The organism is Cellulosimicrobium sp. PMB13, assembly GCF_051294865.1.
GTDB lineage: Bacteria > Actinomycetota > Actinomycetes > Actinomycetales > Cellulomonadaceae > Cellulosimicrobium.
Genome location: NZ_CP145910.1, coordinates 2,300,159 through 2,323,459, shown reverse-complemented (window position 1 = coordinate 2,323,459; position 23,301 = coordinate 2,300,159). Strand labels below are relative to the sequence as shown.

At 71.6% G+C, this 23,301-nt stretch carries 15 protein-coding genes; 7 read left to right on the top strand and 8 right to left on the bottom strand.

The window, feature by feature from the left end; genetic code table 11:
• Window positions 1–163: 163 nt before the first annotated feature.
• The 5 genes from V5D56_RS10500 to V5D56_RS10480 form a co-directional block, all read right to left on the bottom strand.
• A complete protein-coding gene (locus tag V5D56_RS10500) occupies window positions 164–1,012 on the bottom strand; it encodes a hypothetical protein (RefSeq protein ID WP_435735294.1) in 849 nt (282 codons plus the stop codon).
• Window positions 1,009–2,274 carry a hypothetical protein gene (locus V5D56_RS10495; RefSeq protein ID WP_435735293.1) on the bottom strand — a complete coding sequence of 422 codons (1,266 nt, stop codon included), beginning with the start codon at window positions 2,272–2,274 and terminating at the stop codon, window positions 1,009–1,011. Before V5D56_RS10495 ends, V5D56_RS10500 begins: the two co-directional genes overlap by 4 nt.
• A gap of 480 nt (window positions 2,275–2,754) precedes the next feature.
• Window positions 2,755–3,993 carry a restriction endonuclease subunit S gene (locus V5D56_RS10490; protein ID WP_435735292.1) on the bottom strand — a complete coding sequence of 413 codons (1,239 nt, stop codon included), beginning with the start codon at window positions 3,991–3,993 and terminating at the stop codon, window positions 2,755–2,757.
• A complete protein-coding gene (locus tag V5D56_RS10485) occupies window positions 3,986–5,566 on the bottom strand; it encodes a type I restriction-modification system subunit M (protein ID WP_435739001.1) in 1,581 nt (526 codons plus the stop codon). The genes V5D56_RS10490 and V5D56_RS10485 overlap by 8 nt, the downstream gene beginning before the upstream one ends.
• A 101-nt stretch (window positions 5,567–5,667) precedes the next feature.
• A complete protein-coding gene (locus V5D56_RS10480) occupies window positions 5,668–7,779 on the bottom strand; it encodes a hypothetical protein (RefSeq protein WP_435735291.1) in 2,112 nt (703 codons plus the stop codon).
• A gap of 351 nt (window positions 7,780–8,130) precedes the next feature.
• Here V5D56_RS10480 and V5D56_RS10475 point away from each other — a divergent pair, with 351 nt between their 5' ends.
• The gene (locus V5D56_RS10475) at window positions 8,131–8,412 is read left to right on the top strand and encodes a DUF3892 domain-containing protein (RefSeq protein ID WP_435735290.1); all 282 of its coding nucleotides are present in this window, start codon (window positions 8,131–8,133) and stop codon (window positions 8,410–8,412) included.
• 15 nt (window positions 8,413–8,427) lie between these two features.
• Entirely contained in the window at window positions 8,428–9,171 is a 744-nt protein-coding gene (locus tag V5D56_RS10470) for a hypothetical protein (protein WP_435735289.1), read from the top strand.
• A 47-nt stretch (window positions 9,172–9,218) separates the two neighbouring features.
• Here V5D56_RS10470 and V5D56_RS10465 read toward each other — a convergent pair whose 3' ends face one another.
• A complete protein-coding gene (locus V5D56_RS10465; RefSeq protein ID WP_435735288.1) occupies window positions 9,219–10,241 on the bottom strand; it encodes a LysR family transcriptional regulator in 1,023 nt (340 codons plus the stop codon).
• A 25-nt stretch (window positions 10,242–10,266) separates the two neighbouring features.
• On the opposite strand from V5D56_RS10465, the gene V5D56_RS10460 reads away from it, so the two are divergent.
• A complete protein-coding gene (locus tag V5D56_RS10460) occupies window positions 10,267–11,628 on the top strand; it encodes an aspartate aminotransferase family protein (protein WP_435735287.1) in 1,362 nt (453 codons plus the stop codon).
• A 48-nt stretch (window positions 11,629–11,676) separates the two neighbouring features.
• On the opposite strand, the gene V5D56_RS10455 is transcribed toward V5D56_RS10460, so the two are convergent.
• Entirely contained in the window at window positions 11,677–12,234 is a 558-nt protein-coding gene (locus V5D56_RS10455) for a class I SAM-dependent methyltransferase (protein ID WP_435735286.1), read from the bottom strand.
• 188 nt (window positions 12,235–12,422) lie between these two features.
• Between V5D56_RS10455 and V5D56_RS10450 the strand changes: the two genes are divergently transcribed.
• The 3 genes from V5D56_RS10450 (at window position 12,423) to V5D56_RS10440 (ending at window position 18,856) form a co-directional block, all read left to right on the top strand.
• Window positions 12,423–13,334 carry a sulfurtransferase gene (locus tag V5D56_RS10450; protein WP_435735285.1) on the top strand — a complete coding sequence of 304 codons (912 nt, stop codon included), beginning with the start codon at window positions 12,423–12,425 and terminating at the stop codon, window positions 13,332–13,334.
• A gap of 150 nt (window positions 13,335–13,484) precedes the next feature.
• Window positions 13,485–13,955: a SufE family protein gene (locus V5D56_RS10445; RefSeq protein WP_435735284.1), complete on the top strand. Its 471-nt coding sequence runs from the start codon at window positions 13,485–13,487 to the stop codon at window positions 13,953–13,955.
• Between the two features lie 224 nt (window positions 13,956–14,179).
• Window positions 14,180–18,856, top strand: coding sequence for a ThuA domain-containing protein (locus tag V5D56_RS10440; RefSeq protein WP_435735283.1), 4,677 nt, complete (start codon window positions 14,180–14,182; stop codon window positions 18,854–18,856).
• Window positions 18,857–18,927: 71 nt separating this feature from the next.
• Here the strand turns inward: V5D56_RS10440 and V5D56_RS10435 are convergent, their stop codons facing one another.
• Window positions 18,928–19,929, bottom strand: a complete 1,002-nt coding sequence (locus V5D56_RS10435) for a bile acid:sodium symporter family protein (protein ID WP_435735282.1) — start codon at window positions 19,927–19,929, stop codon at window positions 18,928–18,930.
• 250 nt (window positions 19,930–20,179) lie between these two features.
• Here V5D56_RS10435 and V5D56_RS10430 point away from each other — a divergent pair, with 250 nt between their 5' ends.
• Window positions 20,180–23,275 (top strand): hypothetical protein, encoded by a 3,096-nt coding sequence (locus V5D56_RS10430; RefSeq protein ID WP_435735281.1) that lies wholly within the window; start codon window positions 20,180–20,182, stop codon window positions 23,273–23,275.
• Window positions 23,276–23,301 lie beyond the last annotated feature (26 nt).

Below are 23,301 nucleotides of genomic sequence, written 5' to 3'. Positions count from 1 at the left end.
ATCGGAAGTCGTGTTATTCGATGGTACGGGCGCCAGCGCACGCGCGGGTCGACTTTCTGTGTGCAGTGGTGTCGATGACCCATGGCGTTGTGCCATCGCCCGAACCTGCGACACCCCGCGGACCAACTCGCTGGGTGAGAACCGCCCGCTCGTCCAACGCGGATCAGGTCTCGATGCCTTCACCGCCGAATTGCTGGTCCTTGGCCCACCACAGGAAGGCGGCAGCGTGCTCCTGGGTCTGGAACCCGTCGCCGATCAGCGCTCGCAGCAGTGTGTTGCTCCATACGACCAGCCGACCGATCGTCCACGTGACCCGGTGGGGGTCGGGGAACTCGATACCCCAGATCGCACGCGCGACTTCGAGCTTTCCGGCTGTGCCCGTGTACTTGAGGATCGTGAGGTACTCGTCGGGGTAGACGACGCACAGCACTTTGGTCAGGAGCGCTTCCTTGAAACCCTTCATCCCAAAGGACGTGGTGTCGTCGATCAACTGCGTGAGCCGGTCCTCGAGCGGTGTGGACTCCGGGCCACGAAGAAGGTATTCGACGACCTTGCGCACCTGCGCGGCACCCGCCTCGTCGCCCATCCGGTTCCACTCGGTGTTGAACACCGACATGTTGCCCGGGTTCGCACCGACGGACACGTTGGCGAAGTCCTTGAGGTCCTGCGGGTCGGCCGTCGGAAGTCCTTCCGCGCTGAAGATTCGCTGGTACTTGGTCCAGTAGTGCGCGACAGCGGGGTCCGGCAACGGGCTGACCTCGGCGAGGTACCGCCTCTTGAGCACCTCGGCGTGCACGAGCCGCTCGGGCACGACGTCGTCCGCGCTCGGAAAGGTCTTCCTGAGCTCTTCGAAGGTCGGCAGTGGCCGGGGCCTCGTCGGCACGGTCGCGGTGCCGCGCACCCACGACTGCCCGCAGTCGACACAGCAGACACGTCGGCGCCCGTCGGGCAGGACGTCCAGCAGCTCTATGTCGCCAGAACCGCACGTGCCACACTCGAGGCCGGCGATCACGCCTGCTCCTCCGTCGTCGGACCCTGATCGTCGCCCGCGCGCCCACGGAATGCACGCTCGGCGATCCCCGTGGAGAGCTTGCCTGTCGCCGACCGGGCGCGACCGATCGTCTCGCTGCCGAGCCGCCGGCTGGCGTCGAGGCCTTCCGCACCCGTCTCGAGCACCTTGTCCCGTGCCTCCACGGCCGCGTCCCTCCATCGCCGCGCCTCCAGCGACTGCCGGTCTCGCTCGATGCCGAGCCGCCCGTGGAAGTCGACGACGGCGGTCTCGACCCGGTTGCTGGCATGCACCACCTCCCGGGACGAGGTTGGGTGCAGCAGCACCTTCGCGTTGGCCGTGCCGGCGGCGACACCCATGCGTGAGAGAAGGCGCTCGGTGCTTTGCGAGAGGAGGTTCAGCCGGTTCTGCCGCGCTGTGCGGATCCCGATCCGGTGGCGGTCCAGCTCGTCGGGAGCCGCGTCCAGCACCCGGTCGAGCTCGAGCACGGCGATCGCATCCTGTAGCTGGAAGCACCGTGCCAGGACGGCGAGCCACTCCTGCGCCTGGGACTCGACGTCCTTCGAGGCCTTGGCAAGATCACCGATCTTGGTCTTGCGCTCCACCTTCTCCGCGAGCGCGTCGAGCTGACGCAGCGCATACCCCTGCGTCCGCATGATCGTGACCGACGTGCCCTGCACCTTCGACCATGTGACCTCGGAGACCCGCCCCACCTGCTCACGGACGGTCATGGCCTCCTCGATCACGAGGTCGACCCCGATCATGTCCGCGAGGACGGCATCCTTCTGGGCGCGCAGCACGTCGTCGACCTTCTCGTCGATCGTCGCGAGGTAGTCGGTGATCTCGTCCATCGTCTGCTGCATCGCCAGCTGAGCCATCACGCCCGCAGCACCGGCAAGCAGGGCCGGATTGGACAGGACCGAACCAGGACCCTTCGCGAACTGGACGAGAGCCTTGATCTGGCCGTGCTCGCCGCCGCCGATCACGCCGAAGTCGAGCCCGTTCTTCGAGCTCTTCATCAATCCGTACTTCTGAACGAGCTGCGCGGATTCCTCAGTCATCTGCACCCAGCGACCTGACGTGGCGGCGATGCCGGAGCCCGCCTGCGTAACACCGGCCGCGGTCGCGAGGCTCGAACCGAGCCGCGGCAGGCCGAGGTCCTTCGACGGCAGTCCCTCCGAGACGAGGAAGCGCTCGACCGCCGTCGCGTTCCCGATGACGGCCAGGCCATCGCCATCACTGATCAGCTGGATCTCGTCGTCCATGGTCGATTCCTTCACGTGGCGTTCGTCGATGAGTGGCAATTCGTGGCGTGTCGCCGGCTGGCGTGTCGGCACTGTACGCACGTGCGTCACCGGTGCGCCCGGCCCAGCGTGGGAAGACCGCCGCGGGACTCGCGGGCGCGGTAGAACGTGTCGTCGAGGTCCTCGGCGGCCGGCGCATCCTCGAGGTCGAGCAGCGCGCGTTCGCGAAAACGCGACTCACGGCGCTCGAGGTACGTCGGCCGGTCCTCGCCGCGTCGGCGTGGTGTCTCCGCGCGAGCCTCGGGGTCGGTCGCGCCCGACGGCGCAGCATCGGCACGCGGTTGACGTCGCCCGGCTTCACCGCACGGCGAGGTGCTTGCGGCGTTCAGAGGGGCGGCCACGAGCCGTCCGGGTTCGGTGCGAGCCGGCGACCGCACGCGGGACACAGCCGTGGCCCGGACGCTCCCGCCGGGCGCGGCGTGCCCGACGACGCACAGCCGGTCACCACAGCGTCGTCATCTCGCGCTCGGCGTCAGACGGGTCTGAGCCCACCGCGTTGTCGACGGGTGCGACGGGGGCGGCGGCCCGGGCTGCGACCTGTGCCTCCGGCGCTGTGGCGATCGCTAGGGCCTCGGGGTTCTCCAGCGCCTCGACAGCGTCACGAACCCGCAGCCTGCCCGACATGAGCTGCGGCAGCAGCGCGTCACGAGTCGCAGCGAGCCCGCGGCTCTCCACGTGCGCTTGAACCTGAACGTCAAGAAGTCGTGACACGTGAGCATCGAACGAGCGCGCGGCCGCTTCGCTTGGCAAGACGACTGGCGTTTCGGCAAGGTCCTTCTTGTTCAGATGGATGACAGTCGTACCCGATTTGTGCCCTTCGATGAAGGCAATCGGAGCCCGGATCGCTTCGAGAGTCAATGCGGGCGAATGTGCCGAGCGCACAACGCAGACTCGCTGATTGAGCACGCTCGCTTCGCCGAACCACGGCGTCGGCGAGAAGTCACCGTCCATACCGACGGCGATATCCCCAGGGTTGACCACAGTCTCATCGCTCCTTCGCTCCGTCGTCCAGACCTGCGGGACAAACGTCTTTAGGTCGCGAATGCGCAGCAGCGGCCTGCCGGTTCCAGGTGTTGAGAATTCCTCACCCTTAAACGCTGACCCGAAGTCAACATCGAAGAAGTCAAAGAAGTGGCCGTGCCGCGGATGGGATTCTGCAAGCGCCAATCGATACTCTTCTCGCATAATACTCGCGGCTGTTGTAGCCAGGCGTGTATTGGCCGCGATCTTGTCGTCGAGCGCGCCGAGCACCTCACCGATCGCGCCACGCGTGACAGCATCTGGGACACGCAGTCGAATTGCGTCCATCGAACCCCGCGAGAGCTTTGGTTGCGCTGAACCCGTCAAGAACCCTGTGAGATCGGTGATCGCGAGTGCATACTTCAGGAAACGAGTGTCGGACACCTTCTTTCCGCGCAGCACGTGCACGTGGTTGTTCGGCCAGAATCTCCCGTCAGCCATGAACGCAATCGGCGTCGAGCGCGATCGCAGATTCTCGCCATCCTCGGAAACTAGAAGGTACTCGCCGTCCAGCAAGTAGCCGTCAACCCAGTCCACGACCCCGGATGCGCCGTAGTACGGATATGGACCTGGCCGTCGATCGGATGACTTGACGGGAAGCCGCTTCGAATCGAAGTTGTCTACGAGGTCGCCCAGTCGAACTTCGCTCCACTCAGCCATCGATACGGCCCAACTGTTCGCGGACGATCTGCTCGAGGCGAGCGGATTCCTCGAACTGCTCGAAGAGGTCCTTCGTGAGCCGGGCGATCTTGTCCTCGATCGGCTCGCCGTCGTCCTCGACCTCGGCGGCGCCGACGTAGCGGCCCGGCGTGAGCGCGTACCCGGCGCCCTTGATCTCGGCGAGCGTCGCGGAGTAGCAGAACCCCGCCTGGTCCTCGTAGGTCAGGCCGGCCTCGACGGCCGACTTCGTGCCGCGCCACGCGTGGAACGTCCCGGCGATCTGCGCGATGTCGTCGTCGGACAGTGCGCGCTCGGCGCGGTCGACCATGTGGCCGAGGTTCCGGGCGTCGATGAACAGCACCTCACCGGTGCGGGGAATCGAACCCCGGTCCCCCGCGGTCTTGTCCTTGGCGAAGAACCACACGCACACAGGGATCCCGGTGGAGCGGAAGAGCTGCGTCGGCAGGGCGACCATGCAGGACACGAGGTCGGCCTCGACGAGCTGGGCGCGGATGTCGCCCTCCCCACCGGAGTTCGACGACATCGACCCGTTGGCCATGACGACGCCGGCGGACCCGCCGGGAGCGAGCTTGGACAGGATGTGCTGGATCCAGCCGTAGTTGGCGTTCCCGGCGGGCGGGACGCCGAAGCGCCAGCGTGCATCATCGGTGGTGCGCGCCCAGTCCTTGATGTTGAACGGCGGGTTCGCCATGACGTAGTCCATCTGGACGTCGGCGTGCAGGTCGCGGGCGAAGGTGTCGCCCCACCGCGACCCGAGCTGGCCGGTGAGGCCGTGGACGGCGAGGTTCATCTTCGCCATGCGCCACGTGCGCTCGTTGAGCTCCTGGCCATACACGGAGATGGCCTGCGGGTCGGCGCCGTGACGCTCGAGGAACTTCTCCGCCTGGACGAACATGCCGCCGGAACCGCACGCCGGGTCGTACACGCGCCCCTCGTAGGGTTCGAGCACCTCGACGAGCACCCGGACCACGCCGGGCGGCGTGTAGAACTCGCCGCCGCGCTTGCCCTCGGCGGCCGCGAACTTCGCGAGGAAGTACTCGTACACCTCGCCGAGCACGTCGCGAGCCCGCACAGCACCGACCCCGGTGAACCGCGCCGAGGAGAACAGATCGACGAGCTCGCCGAGGCGGCGCTGGTCGACGCTCGGCGAGTTGAAGATCGTCGGCAGCGTGCCGGCGAGCGTCGGGTTCGAGCCCATGATGTGGACCATCGCGTCGTCGACGAGCTCGCCGATCGACGCCCCGGTCTCCTCGGCCGTCTCGGCGCGCCCCTTGGCGTGCTGCGCGAGGTACGTCCACCGCGAGCGCGTCGGCACCCAGAACACGTTGGCGCGGCGGTACTCGTCGACGTCCTCGAGCAGCGGCGCGGCGTCGTCCTCGGTCAGCCCGTCGGCGACGCACTCCGCGAGGATCGCGGCACGACGCTCGGCGAACGCGTCCGACACGTACTTGAGGAACACCAGCCCCAGGATCACGTCCTTGTACTGGCTCGCGTCCATGGACCCGCGGAGCTTGTCCGCGGCCTTCCACAGCGTGTCCTTGAGCTCCTTCATGGTGGTCGCCGTGCTCGGCGTCGCCACCACCTGCTTCGTTCTGGGGGTCGTCCTCGGGGGCACAGCGTCTCGCTTCCTCGAATCGATCCCGTGAGCCGTGCTCACGAGCCGGGGTCATCCTTGCGCATGCGTACGACACCCGACGTCACACCGTCGACAAGCGTCGTCGCCAGCTCGTCCAGCAGCGCGAGCTCACGCCGCGCCGCCTCCTGCCGCTCCCGCACCCGGGCGAGCGCGGTGGTCACCTCCTCGGCCTGGTGCGCGCGCACGACCCGCACCTCCCACGACCGCCACCGCGTCCCGCGCGCCTGCGACCCGACGTCGTGCGCCAGGACCTCCGGGACGAGGCGCCCCTCCCGCCCGACGGCACCCGGTACGTCCTCCGGCTCACGCGACCGGAGCCTCAGCACCCGGGCCGGGTACTCCACCACGGAGAACCCGGCCGAGTCCACGAACGCCGCGGGACGCGGCGTCGTGCAGAAGACGACGTCCCCCGGCTCGGTGAGACGACCTGCGGCGTAGCGCGCCGCGAACGCCAGGCGGTCGACGACGCGCTCCCCCGCGTCAGCGTCGCCGCACAGCTCCGGCACGCCGAGGACCCGCACCTCCCCCGCAGGCTCGCCGCCCGCACGGCGCACGTCCGCGCCGTCGAGCCGGTTGCCCGGCACGTGGCGGACGATCTTCCGGTCGGCGAGCGCCCCGAGCGGCAGTCGCCACACCTGCTCGGCGTCGCCCCGCTCGACCTGGACGTCGAGCGGGGGGCGGGGCGCGTCGTCGAGCAGCGTGACGAGCTCGCCCGCGCGCACCGCTGCGGCCCCGCCGTCGTCGCGTGCGCCCCGAACGAACGGCTTTGCTGCCGTGACGAGACTGCCCCGCGAGGCGAGCACGTCGGGAGTGGGAGCCAACCGGGCGAAGCGGAAGGCGTGGCGTGCGACGTCGTCGGCGGTGCCGAGCGCCGCGACGACGTCGGTGCAGAGGTCCTCGACCACGGCACGGTCGAACCGGCTACCCACCGGCGCGAACCCGGAGAGGTCGGCGACGGTCGTCCACCGCTCCGCGATCGGCACGTCCGGGCGGGCGTCGCCCAGCACCCACAGCGCCAGGCGCTCGCGCGGGCGCTCGACCACGAGTCCCGCCGGGAGGAGGACCGCCGCGCGCAGGCGGTCGGCGCGCAGCAGTACCGCGCGCGCCGAGTCGGCCTCGGCGGACGACGGCGCGTCCACGAGCGCGCTCGCCGGGCCGACCACGACCGCGTGACGTCCCGGTGCGAGCCCCAGCACCACCTCGTCGACGAGAGCGAGCGCCTCGACGTCGTCGACCGGACCGGAGCCGACGGCGGGCACCTGAGTGACGACGAGCGGCGCCGACCCGCTCACGCCGCCCTGATCGGCCGGCATCGTCACGGACCACCCGTGCGCACCGAGGCGACGGCGCGTGAGCCGGTGCGCGTCACCGGCGGGGATGACGGCCGCAGGGGCGTCCAGCACCTCCCCCCGCCCGAGGACCGCCACGAGCAGGTCCCCGCACCCCGGGTAGGGGTCCTCGACGAGCCCGTCGGCCGTCACGTCCAACGCCACGGCATCGCCCAGGAGCGCGCCCGCGACGTCTGCCACGAGACCGAGCGCCGCGGGTGCGAGCGCCGAGCGCGTCAGCGCGACGCGGCCGACCCGGAACCGGTCCGCGAGGACGGTCTCCATCGCGGCGCCCGGCGTGTACGCGGAGCCGGCGGCCAGGTCGGCGAGCGCGCAGGACGTGGCGAGGTGCCCCCCGAGGGCATCGATCTCGGCGTAGAGGGACGTGTCGTCCGGGTCGAGCTCGTCAGCCAGGTCGAGCACGTCGTCGGGGTCCAGCCCCGCGAGCGGCTCCGCTGCGTAGGCCTTGAGCGCGAGGAGGGCCGTGAGACCCGCGAACGCCGCGGCGTCGGGCAGACCAGGCGTCTCGGTGAGCGCCGCCCGCAGAGCGACGTCGGCACGGAACGCCGGATTGTTGCCGCGGCCGGTCGCCTCGACCCACGCCGCGACGTCGGCGGCGGCGAAGCGCGCCGCCCCGTTCCGGGTACCGACCGGCGCCGGGAACGGGTGCGGTCCCGACGCATACCGCCGACGCCAGACCGAGACGACGGGGCGCTGCACCCGGGCCAGCTCCGCGACGTCGGACAGGGAGAGGCGCAGACCGTGGAGCACGGGGACCTGCGCAGCGGGTGATGCGCCCACCTCCGCTCCTCTCTGTCGTCGACGTAACGGCCTGAACCTAGCTGATCGCGGCAGGCGATCGGTTGTCAGAACGATAACCCGGCTTATCGGCCTAACGATTCTCGTTTGCCAACGCGTCCACCAGTCTCTTCCCACCGGCCATGGCGGCCGGGTGCGACGGCGCGGAGGAGGGCTCGATGAGCCACGTCAGGTGCAGGTGCGGGTTCGTCTTCCGGATCGTCGACGGGCGCGGACTCTGCCCCCGCTGCGTCTCCCTCACCCCACCCACCACGCGGGCCGAGCTCGAGCCGGCGCAGGACACCGAGGACTGACCGCGGGCACGACGTCCGCCCGAACCGAGAGGAACCACCCATGCCCTTCATCCGCGCTGTCCGGGTCGCAGAACCCGGGACGAGCAACGAGCACGTCGTCGAGGTGCGCTTCTCGACGACCACGACCGGTCCGCTGCGCGCCGCGACCCGCGAGCGCGTGCACGCCGAGGTTCGCGTCGGCACGCGGTTCCGCACCTTCGACGAGACCACTCACAACCAGGCCGACGTCGTCGCGCGGGTCAGCCCCCGCGGCACCCGGTACATCGCGACCGTCGCGAACGGTCGCGAGAGCGACAACCTCCTGCGCCTCCCGCGCTACTGATCGATGGGACCTGACATGCCGTACACCAGCCCGTTCTCCACGCGCCCGACGATCCGTCTGGCCGCGATGCTCGTCACCCTCGCGACGTCCCTCGTCGGGTGCGGCGTCGTCGGCAGCACCTCCGCTCCGGAGAGCTCCGGCGCCGGCCCGACGACGAGCAGCTCGCCCGCACCGAGCGCGACCTCGAGCCCCGAGCTCATCGGGACCTACCAGGAGGGGTACGACCTCGGCTACCAGCACGGGTCCGGGACGGGAGCGAAGGCGACGCCGGCCTTCCTCGCCGAGCGCACACCGGAGTACAGGACCGGCTACGACGCCGGCTACGCCACCGGGAAGAACGAGGCCGACGCGGCGCCGGCGAACCCGGTCACGTCGTTCGGCTCCACGATGGAGTGGGAGGACGGCCTCACCCTGACCGTCACGAGCGACGGACCGTTCACGCCCCGCGAGTGGGCCTCCGTCGGTGAGTTCCCCACCTACCTCAGCTTCACGTTCACGGTCACCAACGGCACGGCGACGACCTGGACGTCGTCGGGATACACGCAGATCACGAGTGCCGGGGTCGCCGGCGACGAGGTCTACGACTCGGACCAGGGCTACGGAGGCGCTCCTTCCGCCCCCGTGCTGCCCGGTCAGTCGATCTCGTGGAAGCAGGGGTTCGGCGTCAACGACCCGGCAGACCTCACGATGAACGTGTCCGTCGACTTCGACCACGTCGACGTCGTCTACACGACGGTCCAGGACGCGTGGACCTTCTAGTCCGCATCGACGACGCGACGTCGACGCGCCGAGCCGGTGGCGGTGAGCTATTGGCCTGCGTCGCGCCCGCGCGCCAGGCGGCGCAGGCCGGACAGGACCGCGGCGGTGGCGGCCGTCGGTGGTGCTCCCCGGCGCACGGCGGCGTAGACCTGTCGCGTCCGAGGGGTGTCCAGCGCGCAGACGTCGACGGCGTACCTGCGGTCGACGGCGAGCCCGGGCAGGAGCGCGACCGAGAGCCCGGCCTCCACGTGCGCGAGCAGCAGCTCGTAGCTCGGGAGGCGGGCCACGACGCGGGGCTCGAACCCCGCCTCGCGGCACGTGCTGTCCAGGAGCGTCGACAGGTACGTGCCGGGCAGGTCCGCCGACCAGCGCGCGTCGGCGAGGCCCGCGAGGTCGACGCGGGCGGACGAGGCCCGCGACGGCGCGTCGGCGACGCCGTCCCGCGACCGCGCGGCCGGGGTCACGAGCACGACCGGGTCCTCGATCAGCGGCACGGTCGCGACGTCCGGGCCGGCGAGCGGGGCGCCGTCGAGCAGGTCGGCCGTGACGGCCAGGTCGACGTCCGCCCGTCGCAGCGCGGGGCCGCTCTCGCGCGGGTCGAGCTCGACCACGTCGACCTCGACCCGAGGGTGCTCCGTCGCGAGCCGCAGCGCGAGCGGGATGATGAGCTCCCGGACCGCGCTCGAGAAGGCGGCGACGCGAACCACCCCGGCGGGCTGCCCGTCGGGGTGCGCGAGCTCCGCCTCCGCGAGCGCCATCTGGTCCAGGATGACCCGCGCGTGCCGGGCGAGCGCACGACCCGCGGGCGTGAGCCGTACGCGGCGCCCGGTCCGCTCGAGGAGGCGCGCGCCGGTCTCGGCCTCGAGCGCGACGAGCTGCGCGGAGACCGCGGACGGGCTCAGGTGGAGCGACGCCCCGACGGCGCGCACGGTGCCGAGGCTCTCGAGCCTGGCCAGGACCTGCAGCCGCGCGGCGTTGAGCACGGGCTCCTCCTGCTGGTCGGCGAGCGCCCAGGGGCGCTGTGCGGTCTGGATGCACAGACTGTACGAGAAGTCGCGCTGTACGCGCACAGCCGGTCCTCCCTAGGCTCGGCACATGACCACGCCCGCCCCGTCACCCCTCGCCGCCCCGGCCGAGCACACCTCCCGCTTCTGGGACGACGCCGACCGGCACCTCGTGCGGTACGGCGGGCCGTTCACGCCGGAGATCGTCGAGAGCGCCTCGGGCAGCTTCGTGACCACCGCGGAGGGTCGCCGGATCCTCGACTTCACCTCGGGCCAGATGAGCGCGATCCTCGGGCACAGCCACCCCGCCGTCGTGGAGACGGTGCGTCGCCAGATCGGCACGCTCGACCACCTCTTCAGCGGGATGCTGTCGCGGCCGGTCGTCGACCTCGCACGGCGCCTGGCGGGCACGCTCCCCGACCCGCTCGAGAGGGTCCTGCTCCTCACGACCGGTGCGGAGTCGAACGAGGCCGCGATCCGGATGGCCAAGCTCGTCACCGGACGGCACGAGATCGTCTCGCTCGCCGGATCGTGGCACGGGATGACGCACGCCGCGGCCGCGGCGACCAACAGCGCAGGGCGGCGCGGCTACGGCCCGACGGCGCCGGGGAACCTCGTCATCCCCGTGCCGAACGCCTACCGGCCCGACCACCTCACGCCGGACGGCGAGCACGACTGGCACCGCCAGCTCGACCTCGCGTTCGAGCTCGTCGACGTCCAGTCCACGGGGAGCCTCGCGGCGTGCATCGTCGAGCCGATCCTCAGCTCGGGCGGGATCGTCGAGCTGCCGCAGGGCTACCTCGCCGCGCTGCGGGACAAGTGCCACGAGCGCGGGATGCTGCTCATCCTCGACGAGGCGCAGACCGCGCTGTGCCGCACCGGCTCCTGGTACGCGTTCGAGGGCCGGCCGGGCGAGGTGCCCGTCGTCCCCGACATCCTCACGCTCTCGAAGACGCTCGGCGCCGGGCTGCCGCTCGCCGCGGTGGTCACGAGCGCCGAGATCGAGGAGCGAGCGCACGAGCGTGGCTTCCTGTTCTTCACGACGCACGTGTCCGACCCGCTGGTCGCCGCGGTGGGCGGCACGGTGCTCGACGTCCTCGAGGCGGAGCACCTGGACGCGCGCGTGCGCGTGCTCGGCGACCGCCTCCGCGCCGGCCTCCTCGAGCTGCAGTCCCGGCACGACGTCGTCGGTGACGTGCGCGGTCGCGGGCTCCTGCAGGGCATCGAGCTCGTGCTCGACCGCGAGACGAAGGAGGGCGCCGACGCGCTCGGGGCTCTCGTGACCCGCCGCGCCCTCGAGCGCGGGCTGCACCTGAACGTCGTGCAGCTGCGCGGCATGGGCGGCGTCTTCCGCATCGCCCCGCCGCTGACCGTCTCCGACGACGAGCTGGACCTCGGGCTCGAGCTGCTCGACGCTGCGCTGGGGGACGCGACGCGCGAGCTCCTCGGGTAGCACGGTCCGCGAGTCGCCCACGGACCGCCACCAGGCGTGCGGCGGGGTTCAGACGAGGGTGTCGTCGTCGCCCGTGCGTCGTCGCAGCCCCACGGCGAGCACCTCGTCGCGCACGACGACGGGCGCTCCTCCCTCCGGACCGACGAGCCGTGGCACGGCGAGCGAGGCGAGCAGCGGGTCGAGGACGCGCTCGTCGGAGCTGCCCCGTGGCGTCTCGTACACGAGCCACAGGCGCCCTCCCGGCCGCAGGAGACCCGACAGCGCGCCGCTCACGGCACGCGCGTCGCGCGTCCAGAAAAGGTTGACGTTCACGGCGACGACCACGTCGAACGGTCCGTCGGCGTCGAGCAGTCCCGCCGCGTCCTCGACCTCGCCGGTCCGCACGGCCAGCCTCCCGTCGGCCGTCGCTGCCGCGTTGCGCCGGGCGGTCCGCCCCGCGGCCACGGCAGACCTGTCGAGCGCGAGGTACCGCAGCCCCGGGTGCCGCGTCAGCAGCAGCTCGGCGAGGACGCCGGAGCCGCTGCCCACCTCCAGGACGCGCTCGGAACCCTCGAGAGCGAGCAGGTCGGCGGTGCGCAGGAGCCGGGGCGGGACGGCGGCGGGCACGACGTCAGGATGCGCCGTCACACCACGATCCGCACGGGCGCCGCCGCGGTCGACGACACCTCGCGTAACACCGTCTCAGCATGCGCAACGACCCTTCCAACCAGCGGACACGGCACCTAGCCTGACGGGCGGAGAGCCGCGCAGCCTGTCGCGCGCACACCCCGGCACGCCAGCCCCTGGAGGACACCATGCCCGCACCGCTCGACACCACCGAGAAGATCACGCAGTACGCCCACCCCGACCGCCTCGTGAGCACCGACTGGCTCGCCGATCACCTCGGCCAGCCGGGCGTCGTCGTCGTCGAGTCCGACGAGGACGTGCTGCTCTACGAGACCGGCCACATCCCGGGTGCCGTGAAGATCGACTGGCACACGGACCTCAACGACCCGGACACGCGCGACTACATCGACGGCAAGGGCTTCGCCCAGCTGCTCGGCTCGAAGGGCATCGGCCGCGACACGACGATCGTCGTCTACGGCGACAAGAACAACTGGTGGGCCGCGTACGCCGCGTGGGTCTTCACGCTGTTCGGCCACGAGGACGTGCGCCTGCTCGACGGCGGCCGCGGCAAGTGGATCGCCGAGGGCCGCGAGACGACGACGGACGTCCCGGCGCCGGACGCGGTCGAGTACCCGGTCGTCGAGCGTGACGACGTGACGATCCGCGCGTTCAAGGAGGACGTCCTCGCGCACATCGGCAACGGGCCGCTGGTCGACATCCGCTCCCCGCAGGAGTTCACGGGCGAGCGCCTGCACATCCCGGACTACCCGGAGGAGGGCGTGCTGCGCGGCGGGCACATCCCGACGGCGCGCAACGTCCCCTGGGCGACCGCGGTCGCCGAGGACGGCACGTACAAGTCGCGGGCCGAGCTCGAGGCGATCTACCAGGAGGGCGGTCTCGGCCTCGCGGCCGACGACGAGGTCGTCACCTACTGCCGCATCGGCGAGCGCTCGAGCCACACGTGGTTCGCGCTGACGTACCTGCTGGGCTTCGACAAGGTCCGCAACTACGACGGCTCGTGGACCGAGTGGGGCAACGCGGTGCGCGTGCCGATCGTCAAGGGCGACCAGCCGGGCGAGGCCCCGGCGTCGCTCAACTGAGCCTCCACGCTCCCGGCCCGACGGCGCGGGGTGAACCTCTCCCCGAGGCTCGCCCCGCGCCGTCGGCGTCCCGGGCGGGGCCCGGCCGCCGGGCGTTCCGCACGGTGGGACCGCGATGCCCGGCGCCCGGACCGGTGCGAGGATCGACCCATGAGCGCCTCCACCCCTGACACCGCGCCCGAACCGGCTCTGCCCGCGACGCTCGCCGAGATCCGCGAGGACTTCCTCGCGCTCCCCGAGCGGGAGCGGCTGCAGCTCCTGCTCGAGTTCGCGAACGAGCTCCCGGACCTGCCGGAGCGGTACGCGAGCGCCCCGGGCATGCTGGAGCGCATCGAGGAGTGCCAGTCCCCCGTCCGGGCGTTCGCCGAGGTGGACGGCGACGGCGTCGTGCACTTCTACGCGACGGCCCCTGCCGAGGCGCCGACGACCCGCGGGTTCGCGTCGATCCTCGCGCAGGGCCTGTCGGGCCTGACCGTGCAGGAGGTCCTCGACGTCCCCGACGACTTCCCCATGTCGATCGGCCTCACGCGGGCCGTGAGCCCGCTGCGCATCGGTGGCATGAACGGCATGCTGACGCGGGCGAAGCGCCAGGTGCGCGAGCAGGTCTCCGCGCGCGGCTGACCGGTCTCGCGCGTCGGTACCGCCCGGGCGCCAGGCAGCGGCGACCACGGCCCCGACGAAGCCGTTAGCGCCCCTCAGAACGGTCCGAGATCGATATCGAGAAAAGTCGACACCGATATCGACCGAAATAGTTCGCCCGTTGCGCAGAATGCCTCTTGTCGATAGTTCAGTCGATTGACATTATCGAGCCGTCCGACTCGCTCGATCACAAAGGTGTCGATCGCATGTCCCCTGTCCGACGTCTGTTCTCCTTGACCACGGCTCTGTCGCTCGTGGCCGTCGGGGCGCTCCTCGCGCCCCCGGCGTCCGCCGCGGAAGATCCCCCACCACCACCACCACCCGCCGCCGCCGAGGAGGAGGCCGGGCGCCTGCTCGTCTTCTCCAAGACCGCAGCCTTCCGCCACGGCTCCATCCCGCAGGGCATCGCGGCCGTCCAGGCCATCGGTGACGAGCACGGCATCACCGTGGACACGACCGAGGACGCGGCGGCCTTCACGCCCGAGAACCTCGCGACGTACGACGCGGTGGTCTTCATGTCCACGACCGGCGACGTCCTCGACGACGGCCAGCAGGCCGCGTTCGAGGAGTACATCCGCGGGGGCGGCGGCTACGTCGGCGTCCACGCCGCGAGCGACACCGAGTACACGTGGCCCTGGTACGGCGAGCTCGTGGGCGCGTACTTCAGCGGCCACCCGGCGGTCCAGCCCGCCGGGATCCACGTCGAGGACCGCACGCACCCCTCGACGTCCCACCTGCCCCAGCGCTGGGAGCGCACCGACGAGTGGTACAACTTCGGCGACAACCCCCGCGGTGACGTCCACGTCCTCATGACGCTCGACGAGACCTCGTACCAGGGCGGCGGGATGGGCGCCGACCACCCCGTCGCGTGGTGCCAGTACCACGAGGGCGGGCGGTCCTGGTACACCGGGCTCGGCCACACGCCCGAGAGCTTCGTCGAGCCGGCGTTCGTCGAGCACCTCACCGGGGGCGTCCTCTGGGCGACCGGTGCCGCGTCCGACGACTGCGGCGGCACGGTCGACGCCAACTACCAGAAGGTCGTCCTCGACGACGAGGTCGCCAGCCCGATGGGGCTCCAGGTCGCCGACGACGGTCGCGTGCTCTACATCGAGCGCGCCGGCCAGCTCCGCGTCATCGACCCCGAGACCGGGACCACCTCGACGGCGGGCCGCCTCCAGGTCCACTCGGCGCAGGAGAACGGTCTGCTCGGCATCGAGCTCGACCCCGACTTCGCCGAGAACGGCTGGGTCTACCTCTTCTACACCCCGCACTCCGACCTGATCGACTCCCCGCACCAGCGGCTGTCGCGGTTCACGCTCGAGGGCGACACGCTCGACCTCGCGAGCGAGCAGATCCTCCTGCAGATCCCGCACCAGCGCGACGAGTGCTGCCACTCGGGGGGCTACCTCGACTTCGACGCCGAGGGCGACCTCTGGATCTCCGTGGGCGACGACTCCTCGCCGGGCGGTGCACCCGGCGGGTACGCGCCGATCGACGAGCGCCCCGGCAGCGAGGTCTACGACGCCCAGCGCAGCTCGGGCAACACGAACGACCTGCGCGGCAAGCTGCTGCAGATCACCCCGACCGACGACGGCTCCTACACGGTCCCCGAGGGCAACCTCGTCGACACGGAGTGGGCCGCGGGCCAGGACACGAGCAAGATCCGGCCCGAGATCTTCGCCATGGGGCTGCGCAACCCGTTCCGCTTCGCCGTCGACCAGACCACCGGAGCGGTCTACCTCGGTGACTACGGCCCGGACGCGAGCGTCGCGGACCCGCGGGGCATCGACGGTCGCGTCGAGTGGAACGTCATCACCGAGCCCGGCAACTACGGCTGGCCCTACTGCCACGGCGGCGGCGCGTACGTCGACTTCGACTACGCGACGAACCAGCCCGGTGAGCTGTTCGACTGCTCCGGCCCGGTGAACGACTCCCCCAACAACACCGGCCTCACCGTCCTGCCCCCCGTCATCGAGCCGCTGACGTCCTACGGTCGGTCGCTGCGCGACCCCGACGTCGGCACCGGCGGCGCGCCGATGGGCGGCCCCGCGTACACGTTCGACGCGGCGCTCGAGTCCGACCGCAAGTGGCCGCGCTCGATGGCGGACAAGCCGTTCTTCTACGAGTGGGGCCAGAACCGCCTCTACCAGCTCCACCTCGACGAGGACGGCGCGAAGACCGACATCACGCGGGTCCTGGACTCGATGCAGCTCACGCGGCCGCACGCGATGGTCTTCGGCGAGCACGACGGCGCGATGTACCTCATCGAGTGGGGCTCCGGCTTCGGCGGGAACAACCCCGACGCCCAGGTCGTGCGCATCGACTACACCGGCGGCAACGACCGGCCGCTCGCGAAGGTCGCCGCGACCCCGCGGTCCGGCGGCGTCCCGCTCGTCGTGGAGTTCTCCAGCGCCGGGACCGCGCACCCGCAGGGCGGCGACCTCACCTACGCGTGGGACTTCGGCGACGGCGGCACCTCCACCGACCCGAACCCCACGCACACCTACACGGCCGAGGGGAACTACACCGCCGTCCTCACGGTGTCCGACGTCCAGGGGCGTACGGGGACCGCGAACGCGACGATCTCGGTCGGCAACACCGAGCCCGAGGTCGAGGTCCTGTGGCCCGCGAACGGCACGGTCTTCACCTACGGCGACACCGTCGAGTGGGAGGTCGCGGTGACCGACGCGGAGGAAGGCTCCACGGCGGCGGGCGACATCGACTGCGCCGACGTCACGGTCGAGCTCATCCTCGGCCACGACGACCACGGGCACCCGATGAAGGAGGCGACCGGCTGCTCCGGCTCGTTCGTCCTCGAGCCCGACAGCGGGCACACGGACACCGACCGCATCACCTACGCGATCGAGGCCCGGTACACCGACGGCGGCTCCCCCGCGGGCGTCGTCGCGCCGCTGACCGGCCGCGACGTCGTCGCGATGCAGCCGTCGCGGAAGCAGGCCGAGCACTACACCCTCGGGACCGAGGTCCGGGCCGAGGCGACGGCCGACCCGATGGGCGGAGACCTCAACGTCGGCTTCATCCGCGACAACAGCGCGATGACGTACGAGGACTTCAACTTCGCGAACGTCGACGCCCTGCGCTTCCGCGTCGCGTCGCCGAACGACACGAGCCGGATCGAGATCCGCAAGGACTCCGCCGACGGCGAGCTCCTCGGGAGCGTGGCGGTGCCGCGCACCGGCGGTTTCCAGGCCTGGGACTGGGCCGAGGCCGCGGTCGACGACCCGGGCGGGACGTTCGACCTCGTGCTGCTGTTCCGGGGCGCCGACGGGTACCTGCTCAACCTCAACTGGTTCGACGTCGTGGGCGACGGCGCCGCGGGCGGGCCGCCGATCACCGTGCCCACGCCCGTCGCCGAGCTCTCGCCGGCCGAGCCGCAGGAGAGCGGCTGGTACCACGACGCGGTGAGCCTGTCGCTCACCGCCGAGGAGGGCGACGCGATCGAGTACCAGGTGGGCGCCACCGGTGCGTGGACGCCCTACACGGCTCCCGTGCCGTTCGCCGAGGACGGTCGCTACGAGGTCGCCTTCCGCGCCGTGCGCGGCGAGAGCACCTCGAACCGCGACAGCGTCGTGGTCCAGGTCGACGGGACGACGCCGTCGACGACCGCGGACCTGACCGCCCTGACCGAGGGCGACACGTTCACGGGCGACGTCTCGGTCACGCTCGAAGCGGCGGATGCCACGTCGGGTGCGGCAGGGACGACGGTGCGGGTCGACGGCGGTGACGAGGTCGCCTACGACGGCGCGTTCACGGTGACCGGCGACGGCGAGCACGTCGTCGAGTTCCGCACCACCGACGCCGCGGGCAACGTCGAGCCGTGGCAGAGCGTCCGGTTCGCGAGCCCGAGCGGTCAGCGCCCGGAGATCACGCTGAGCGACCCGCCGCTCGGGGGCGTCGTGCCGTTCGGCAAGGCCGTGCGGTACGAGGCCGCGGTCGCGGACCCGTCCGCCGACTGCGCCGACGTGCGGGCCCGGCTCGTCGTCACGCGCGGCGACCAGGTGTGGCGCGGCGAGCCGACCGACGGCTGCACCGGGCTCGTGACGATGGAGCGGCCCACGGACGCCGGTCCGGCGGACCGGCTGCGCTACGAGGTCGAGGTCCTGTACGCCCGCGGCGGTCACGACGGCGAGGTCCGCAACCTCGCGCAGGCGCGTGCGAGCGTGCGGCTGCAACCGGCGCTGATCCAGGCGGAGCACGCCGACTCGACGGTCCGGACCGAGCCGACCGGCGACTCGATCGGCGGCGGTCTCAACGTCGGCTGGCTGCGTGACAACGCCACGATCAGCTACGCCGACGTCAACCTCGCGGGGATCGAGAAGGTCCGCTTCCGGATGGCGTCGAGCAGCATCGGGGGCACCCTCGAGCTGCACGCGGGCTCGGCGAGCGGCGCCCTGATCGGCTCGGTGCCGATCACGAACACGGGCGGCGGCCAGTCGTACCAGTGGTTCGACGTGCCGGTGACCGACCCGGGCGGGCCGATCACGCTCGTCCTGGTGTTCCGCGCGACGGGCACGCACTACATCGCCAACGTCAACCTGTTCGAGCTCGTCGGGGACGGCGTCTCCACCGAGCCGGCGCCCGAGGGGCTCGCGATCTCAACCGTGGTCGAGCCGCGCTGCCTCGCGGGCAAGGTGTACGTGGCGGTGCGGGCGACGAACGACGACACCGCGCCGGCGGACATCACCCTCACGACGCCGTTCGGGACCCGCACGGTCGCCGACGTCGCGCCGGGCAAGAGCGCCTACCAGGCGTTCGCCACCCGGTCGGCCTCGGTCCCGGCCGGGACGGCGCAGGTGAGCGCGGAGCGCGACGGTCGCACCTTCGGCGCCGACGTCGAGCACGCGGCGCTCTCCTGCGGGTGACGTCGTGACACGGGGCTGAGGTCCGGGAGGCGGCCGTCCGACGTCGCCTCCCGGACCGGCCGACCCCGCGCTCAGTCGCGCAGGGCGAGCCGCCGCGCGAGCACCGCGCAGACCACGAGCTGGAGCTGGTGGAAGACGATCACCGGCACGGCGACGACGCCCGCCACGGCGACCGGGAAGAGCACGCTGGCCATCGGCAGGCCGGTCGCGAGCGACTTCTTCGAGCCGCACATCAGCAGCGCGACACGGTCCTCGGTCGACAGGCGCAGGGCCGCACCGCCCCACCACGTGATCGCGAGCATCGCCGCGAGGAGCAGGGCGCTCACGCCGAGCAGCGCGACGATCGCCCACCCCGACACGCTCGACCACACGCCCGCGGACGTCGCCGCCGCCACCGCGCCGAACACGACGACGAGGATCGTGCCCCGGTCCACGCCGAGCGTCAGCCACCGCCGCGCGCGGATCCAGTCGCCGACCCACGGCTGCAACAGCTGGCCCACCACGAACGGGACGAGGAGCTGGAGCAGGACGGTCCGCAGTCCGCCCAGCCCGCCCGAGCCTTCGACAGCACCGGCAGCCGTCCCGCCGGCTGCACCGCCCGACGCGTCCGAGAGCAGCCACAGCACGAGGAGCGGCGTGACGACCATGCCGAGCACGTTCGACACCGTCGCACCGCAGATCGCGCCCGCGACGTTGCCGCGAGCCACCGACGTGAAAGCCACCGACGACTGCACCGTGGACGGCAGCAGCGCGAGGAAGAGCACCCCGACGGCGAGCCCGTCCCCGACCACCGGGGCGACGGCCCACGCGACGACCAGGCCCAGCAGCGGGAAGACGACGTACGTCGACGCGAGGATCCCGCCCTGGAGCCGCCAGTTCCGCAGCCCGGCCCACACCTCACGCGTGGAGAGCCGCATGCCGTAGACGAGGAAGAGCACGGTCACCGCGGCGTCCGCGACGACGTCCACGACGCGCTGGGCGTCCTCGCCCACGGGCACGACCAGCCCGAGCACGAGCACCACCAGGAGCGTCACGACGAACGGGTCGACCCACCGGCTCAGGACTGCACGCACGAGGGTCGAGCCTAGCCGCCGGGACGAGGACCGGGCGGCGCACCACCCGGTCCGGCTGGTCTGCAACGACCCCGTTCGTCGCCGTCGCGGCGGGCACCGATGCTGCACGGGGTGCTGCGTCTTCGGGCACCGAACCCTCCGGTGATCGGGTGCACGATGTGTCGAGGGCGAAGCGGTGAGGCACGTGGCGGTGGCCAAGGGTCGCCCGACCGGCATGACACCGCGAGACCCCGGGCGGGAGGTCGTCACGGTGTCCAGACAGCTGGCGAGGCCGAACCTCTCAGAGCAGGAGCACGCCGGAGGCACGCGCTCCCCGGCCCGGCCCGCCGGGCCCGACGGCACCCAAGCGAGCACGTCGCTCATCGCGGCGCTGCAGGCTCGGGCAGGGAACCGGGCCACGGCCGCCATGGTGCGCCATGGTGGCCGCCCCTCGCTGGCGGAGCGCCAGGACCATCTCCGTGAGGTACACCTGGTTCGCCAGCTCGCCGGGCTCGGGTCGGGTGTCACCGAACGGGAGGCCCATCGCTATCTTCGACTGCTCGGCGAGCGGAGGCCGGAGGAGATCGTCGCGGTGGCCGCGGAACGGCCGGCGCACCGCGGCGTCTACGAGATGGTGCAGCTCTGCCTGGGTCTACCCGGCGTCCGGTCAGCGGACATCGTGGTGCTGTCGGCAGCGCCAGCGGTGATCGGCGTACCGCGCCTGACTGATCTCGCCAGGGCAGCCCTCCTGGCACGGACGGCCGCCGAGCTGGTCGCCCTGGTGGCGGGGCTCCCGAACCTCCCCGTCGCCCAGCTCACCCGGCTGGCACGGCTCCGCGGCCGGTCGGTGCCACACCTGGTGCGCCTGATGACCCGCGCCCCAGAACACCGCATCGACGCGGCCATCGACCTGGCTGCGGCGCTCTCCGGCGTCGTCTACCCCGACCTGCTCCTGCTGCTGCGCAACCCCGCACTGTCCGTCGACCAGCTCACGCGGCTGGCGCTGGTCCCTGGCCGCCCGGTGGGGAACCTGGTGCGCCTGGCCGAGCGCGTGCCGCTGCACCGCAGCCTCGACGATGCCATCAACCTGGCGGTGGCCCTGCCCGCCGCCGGCGTCCGCGATCTGGTGCAGCTCCTGCGCGTCGTGACGCCCACCGTGGCCCAGCTCGTGCGGCTGGCGCAGATTCCCGGCCGCCCGGCGCGGCTCACGATCGGGCTGATGCACCGCGTCCCCGCACACCGCAGTCTCGACGACGCCATCGACCTCGCGGAAGCGGCAGCACGCGCCGACATCGGCGACATGGTGCAGCTCCTGGCCACGAACCGCCCGGTGCGACACCTGATGCGACTCTTCGCGGGCGCGCCGCAGCACCGGCCCGGCAGCTTCCTGGCCCGGCTCGCCACCACGCATCTGCTCGGTGTCGACAACCTGCTCGAGCTGGCTGTGCTTCCTCCTGCCCGCGACCTCACCTTTCTGGACGTGCTCGTGAGCGGGCGCCCCCGCAAGGTGTCGATCGTCGACATGGCCGCGCTGGCGGCCGCACTCCCGGCGCGCACCGGCCCCGACATCGTCACCCTGGCGCACCTCCTCCCGCGAGGCTTCCACAAGGTCACCGTCATCGAGCTGGGTCGCGCGGCCGGCCAACGCACCGGCACTGCTCTGGTCGCCCTCGCCATGGCGCTTCCTGACGAAGCCGTGGCAGACCTGGTCGCGCTCGCGGGCATCCGCCCCGCAGCCGGGCTCACCCTCACCGACCTGGTGAGGCTGAGACGGGAATCGCCTGCGTCCCGGTCCACCGCCGAGATCGCGACCGTCGCGGACCGGCTCGCTCCCCACAGGCCTGCTCTCAGCGAGCTGGTGTCGCTGGGGCAGCTGCCCGGCCTCACCGGGGACGAGCTCGTGAGCCTGGTACAGAACCGCCCGGCCACGTCCACCGTCGGCGCCCTGATCACCTTCATGGCGAGGCTCTCCCCATACGGCCTCACCGCAGGGCAGACCGGGCACGCGGCGGAACTTGCGTGGGCGGTACGGGGGACCCTGCCGAACCCACACCCGTTCCTCGACACGATCGTTCAGGGCAGTCGCGACCTCCTCACGTCGCACGCCCGCATCGCAGGGGTCGTCAACGCGTGCATCGCCATCCCACCGATCACACTGGCAGCGGCCATGGCCCGAAGCCCGGGCAACCTGAACAACCTGGTGGCCCACGCCGCCGATCTCGACGCCGCCGCAGCCCTGCTCCCAGATCAGCTGCGCGCGCACCTCCTGGCTCACGACGGCCTCATCGCCGCCGGCGACCTGGTCCGCGCCATCCTCGTCGCCGCTCCGCACCTGCGCACGACGGCACTGCTCACCGCCATGACGCGCCCGCGAAACCTCGCCCGGCTGACGACCCATGCCGCCGATCTCGACGCCGCCGCAGCCCTGCTCCCGGACCAGCTGCGCGCGCACCTCCTGGCTCACGACAGCCTCATCGCCGCCGGCGACCTGGTCCGCGCCATCCTCGTCGCCGCTCCGCACCTGCGCACGACGGCACTGCTCACCGCCATGACGCGCCCGGGAAACCTCGCCCGGCTGACGACCCATGCCGCCAACCTCGACGCCGCCGCGGCGCGGCTGATCGACGTCACCGCCGTCGAAGCCTTGCTCGGCATCGACGCCCTGCTCTCCCGTGGACTCGAGGTGTTGGAGATCGTCACCGCCCTTCCCGGCGTGCCCGCGGGGGCCGTGGTCGGGGCGATGAGTCTTGGGCCTCAGATCTTCACGCCGCTCCACACCCACCGGGGCGACGTCGGCCGGGCACTCAACGGCCAGGCCGGGATCACCGCCGCGCGGCTCTGCAACGTGCTCGCCTACCAGCAGCAACGTCTCGCCGCTCCGCCAGGGCAAGCCGGGGTGCTCGATCAGGCGGCGCTCGGCGCCCGGCTGCGACTGGCCCAGAGCCTCGGCGGCCAGGTACGCCAGGTCGAACAGGTCATGAGCTCCGCCTTGGGTCTTCCCGCGAACGCCGCCTATCTGAACAACCTGATCTACGCGGTCGACACCCTCGCCGGGGTGGAGTGGGATTGGATCAACGGGCCGTTTACCAACGGCGCCGGAAGGCTGACCTTTCGAGCCCCTGTCCCGGTGCGCGTGAACGGCTTCACACTCACCAACCACGTCATCGCACACCTCCTCAACCCTCAGGACCCTGCGCACCGCATACGGATCTCAGACATCCGCCGCGCGTTGAACGAGGACTACACCGTCGTCATCGAGTTCAACGGCGAACGTCGACGGCGGTACCTGGGCAACAGTGGGCTCCTCGTGGTCACGCCGCACGACGGCGAGACCGACCTGATCGTCACGGTCTTCTTTCAGCGGTAGACGCCCAAAGGTCGCGGAAACGCCGC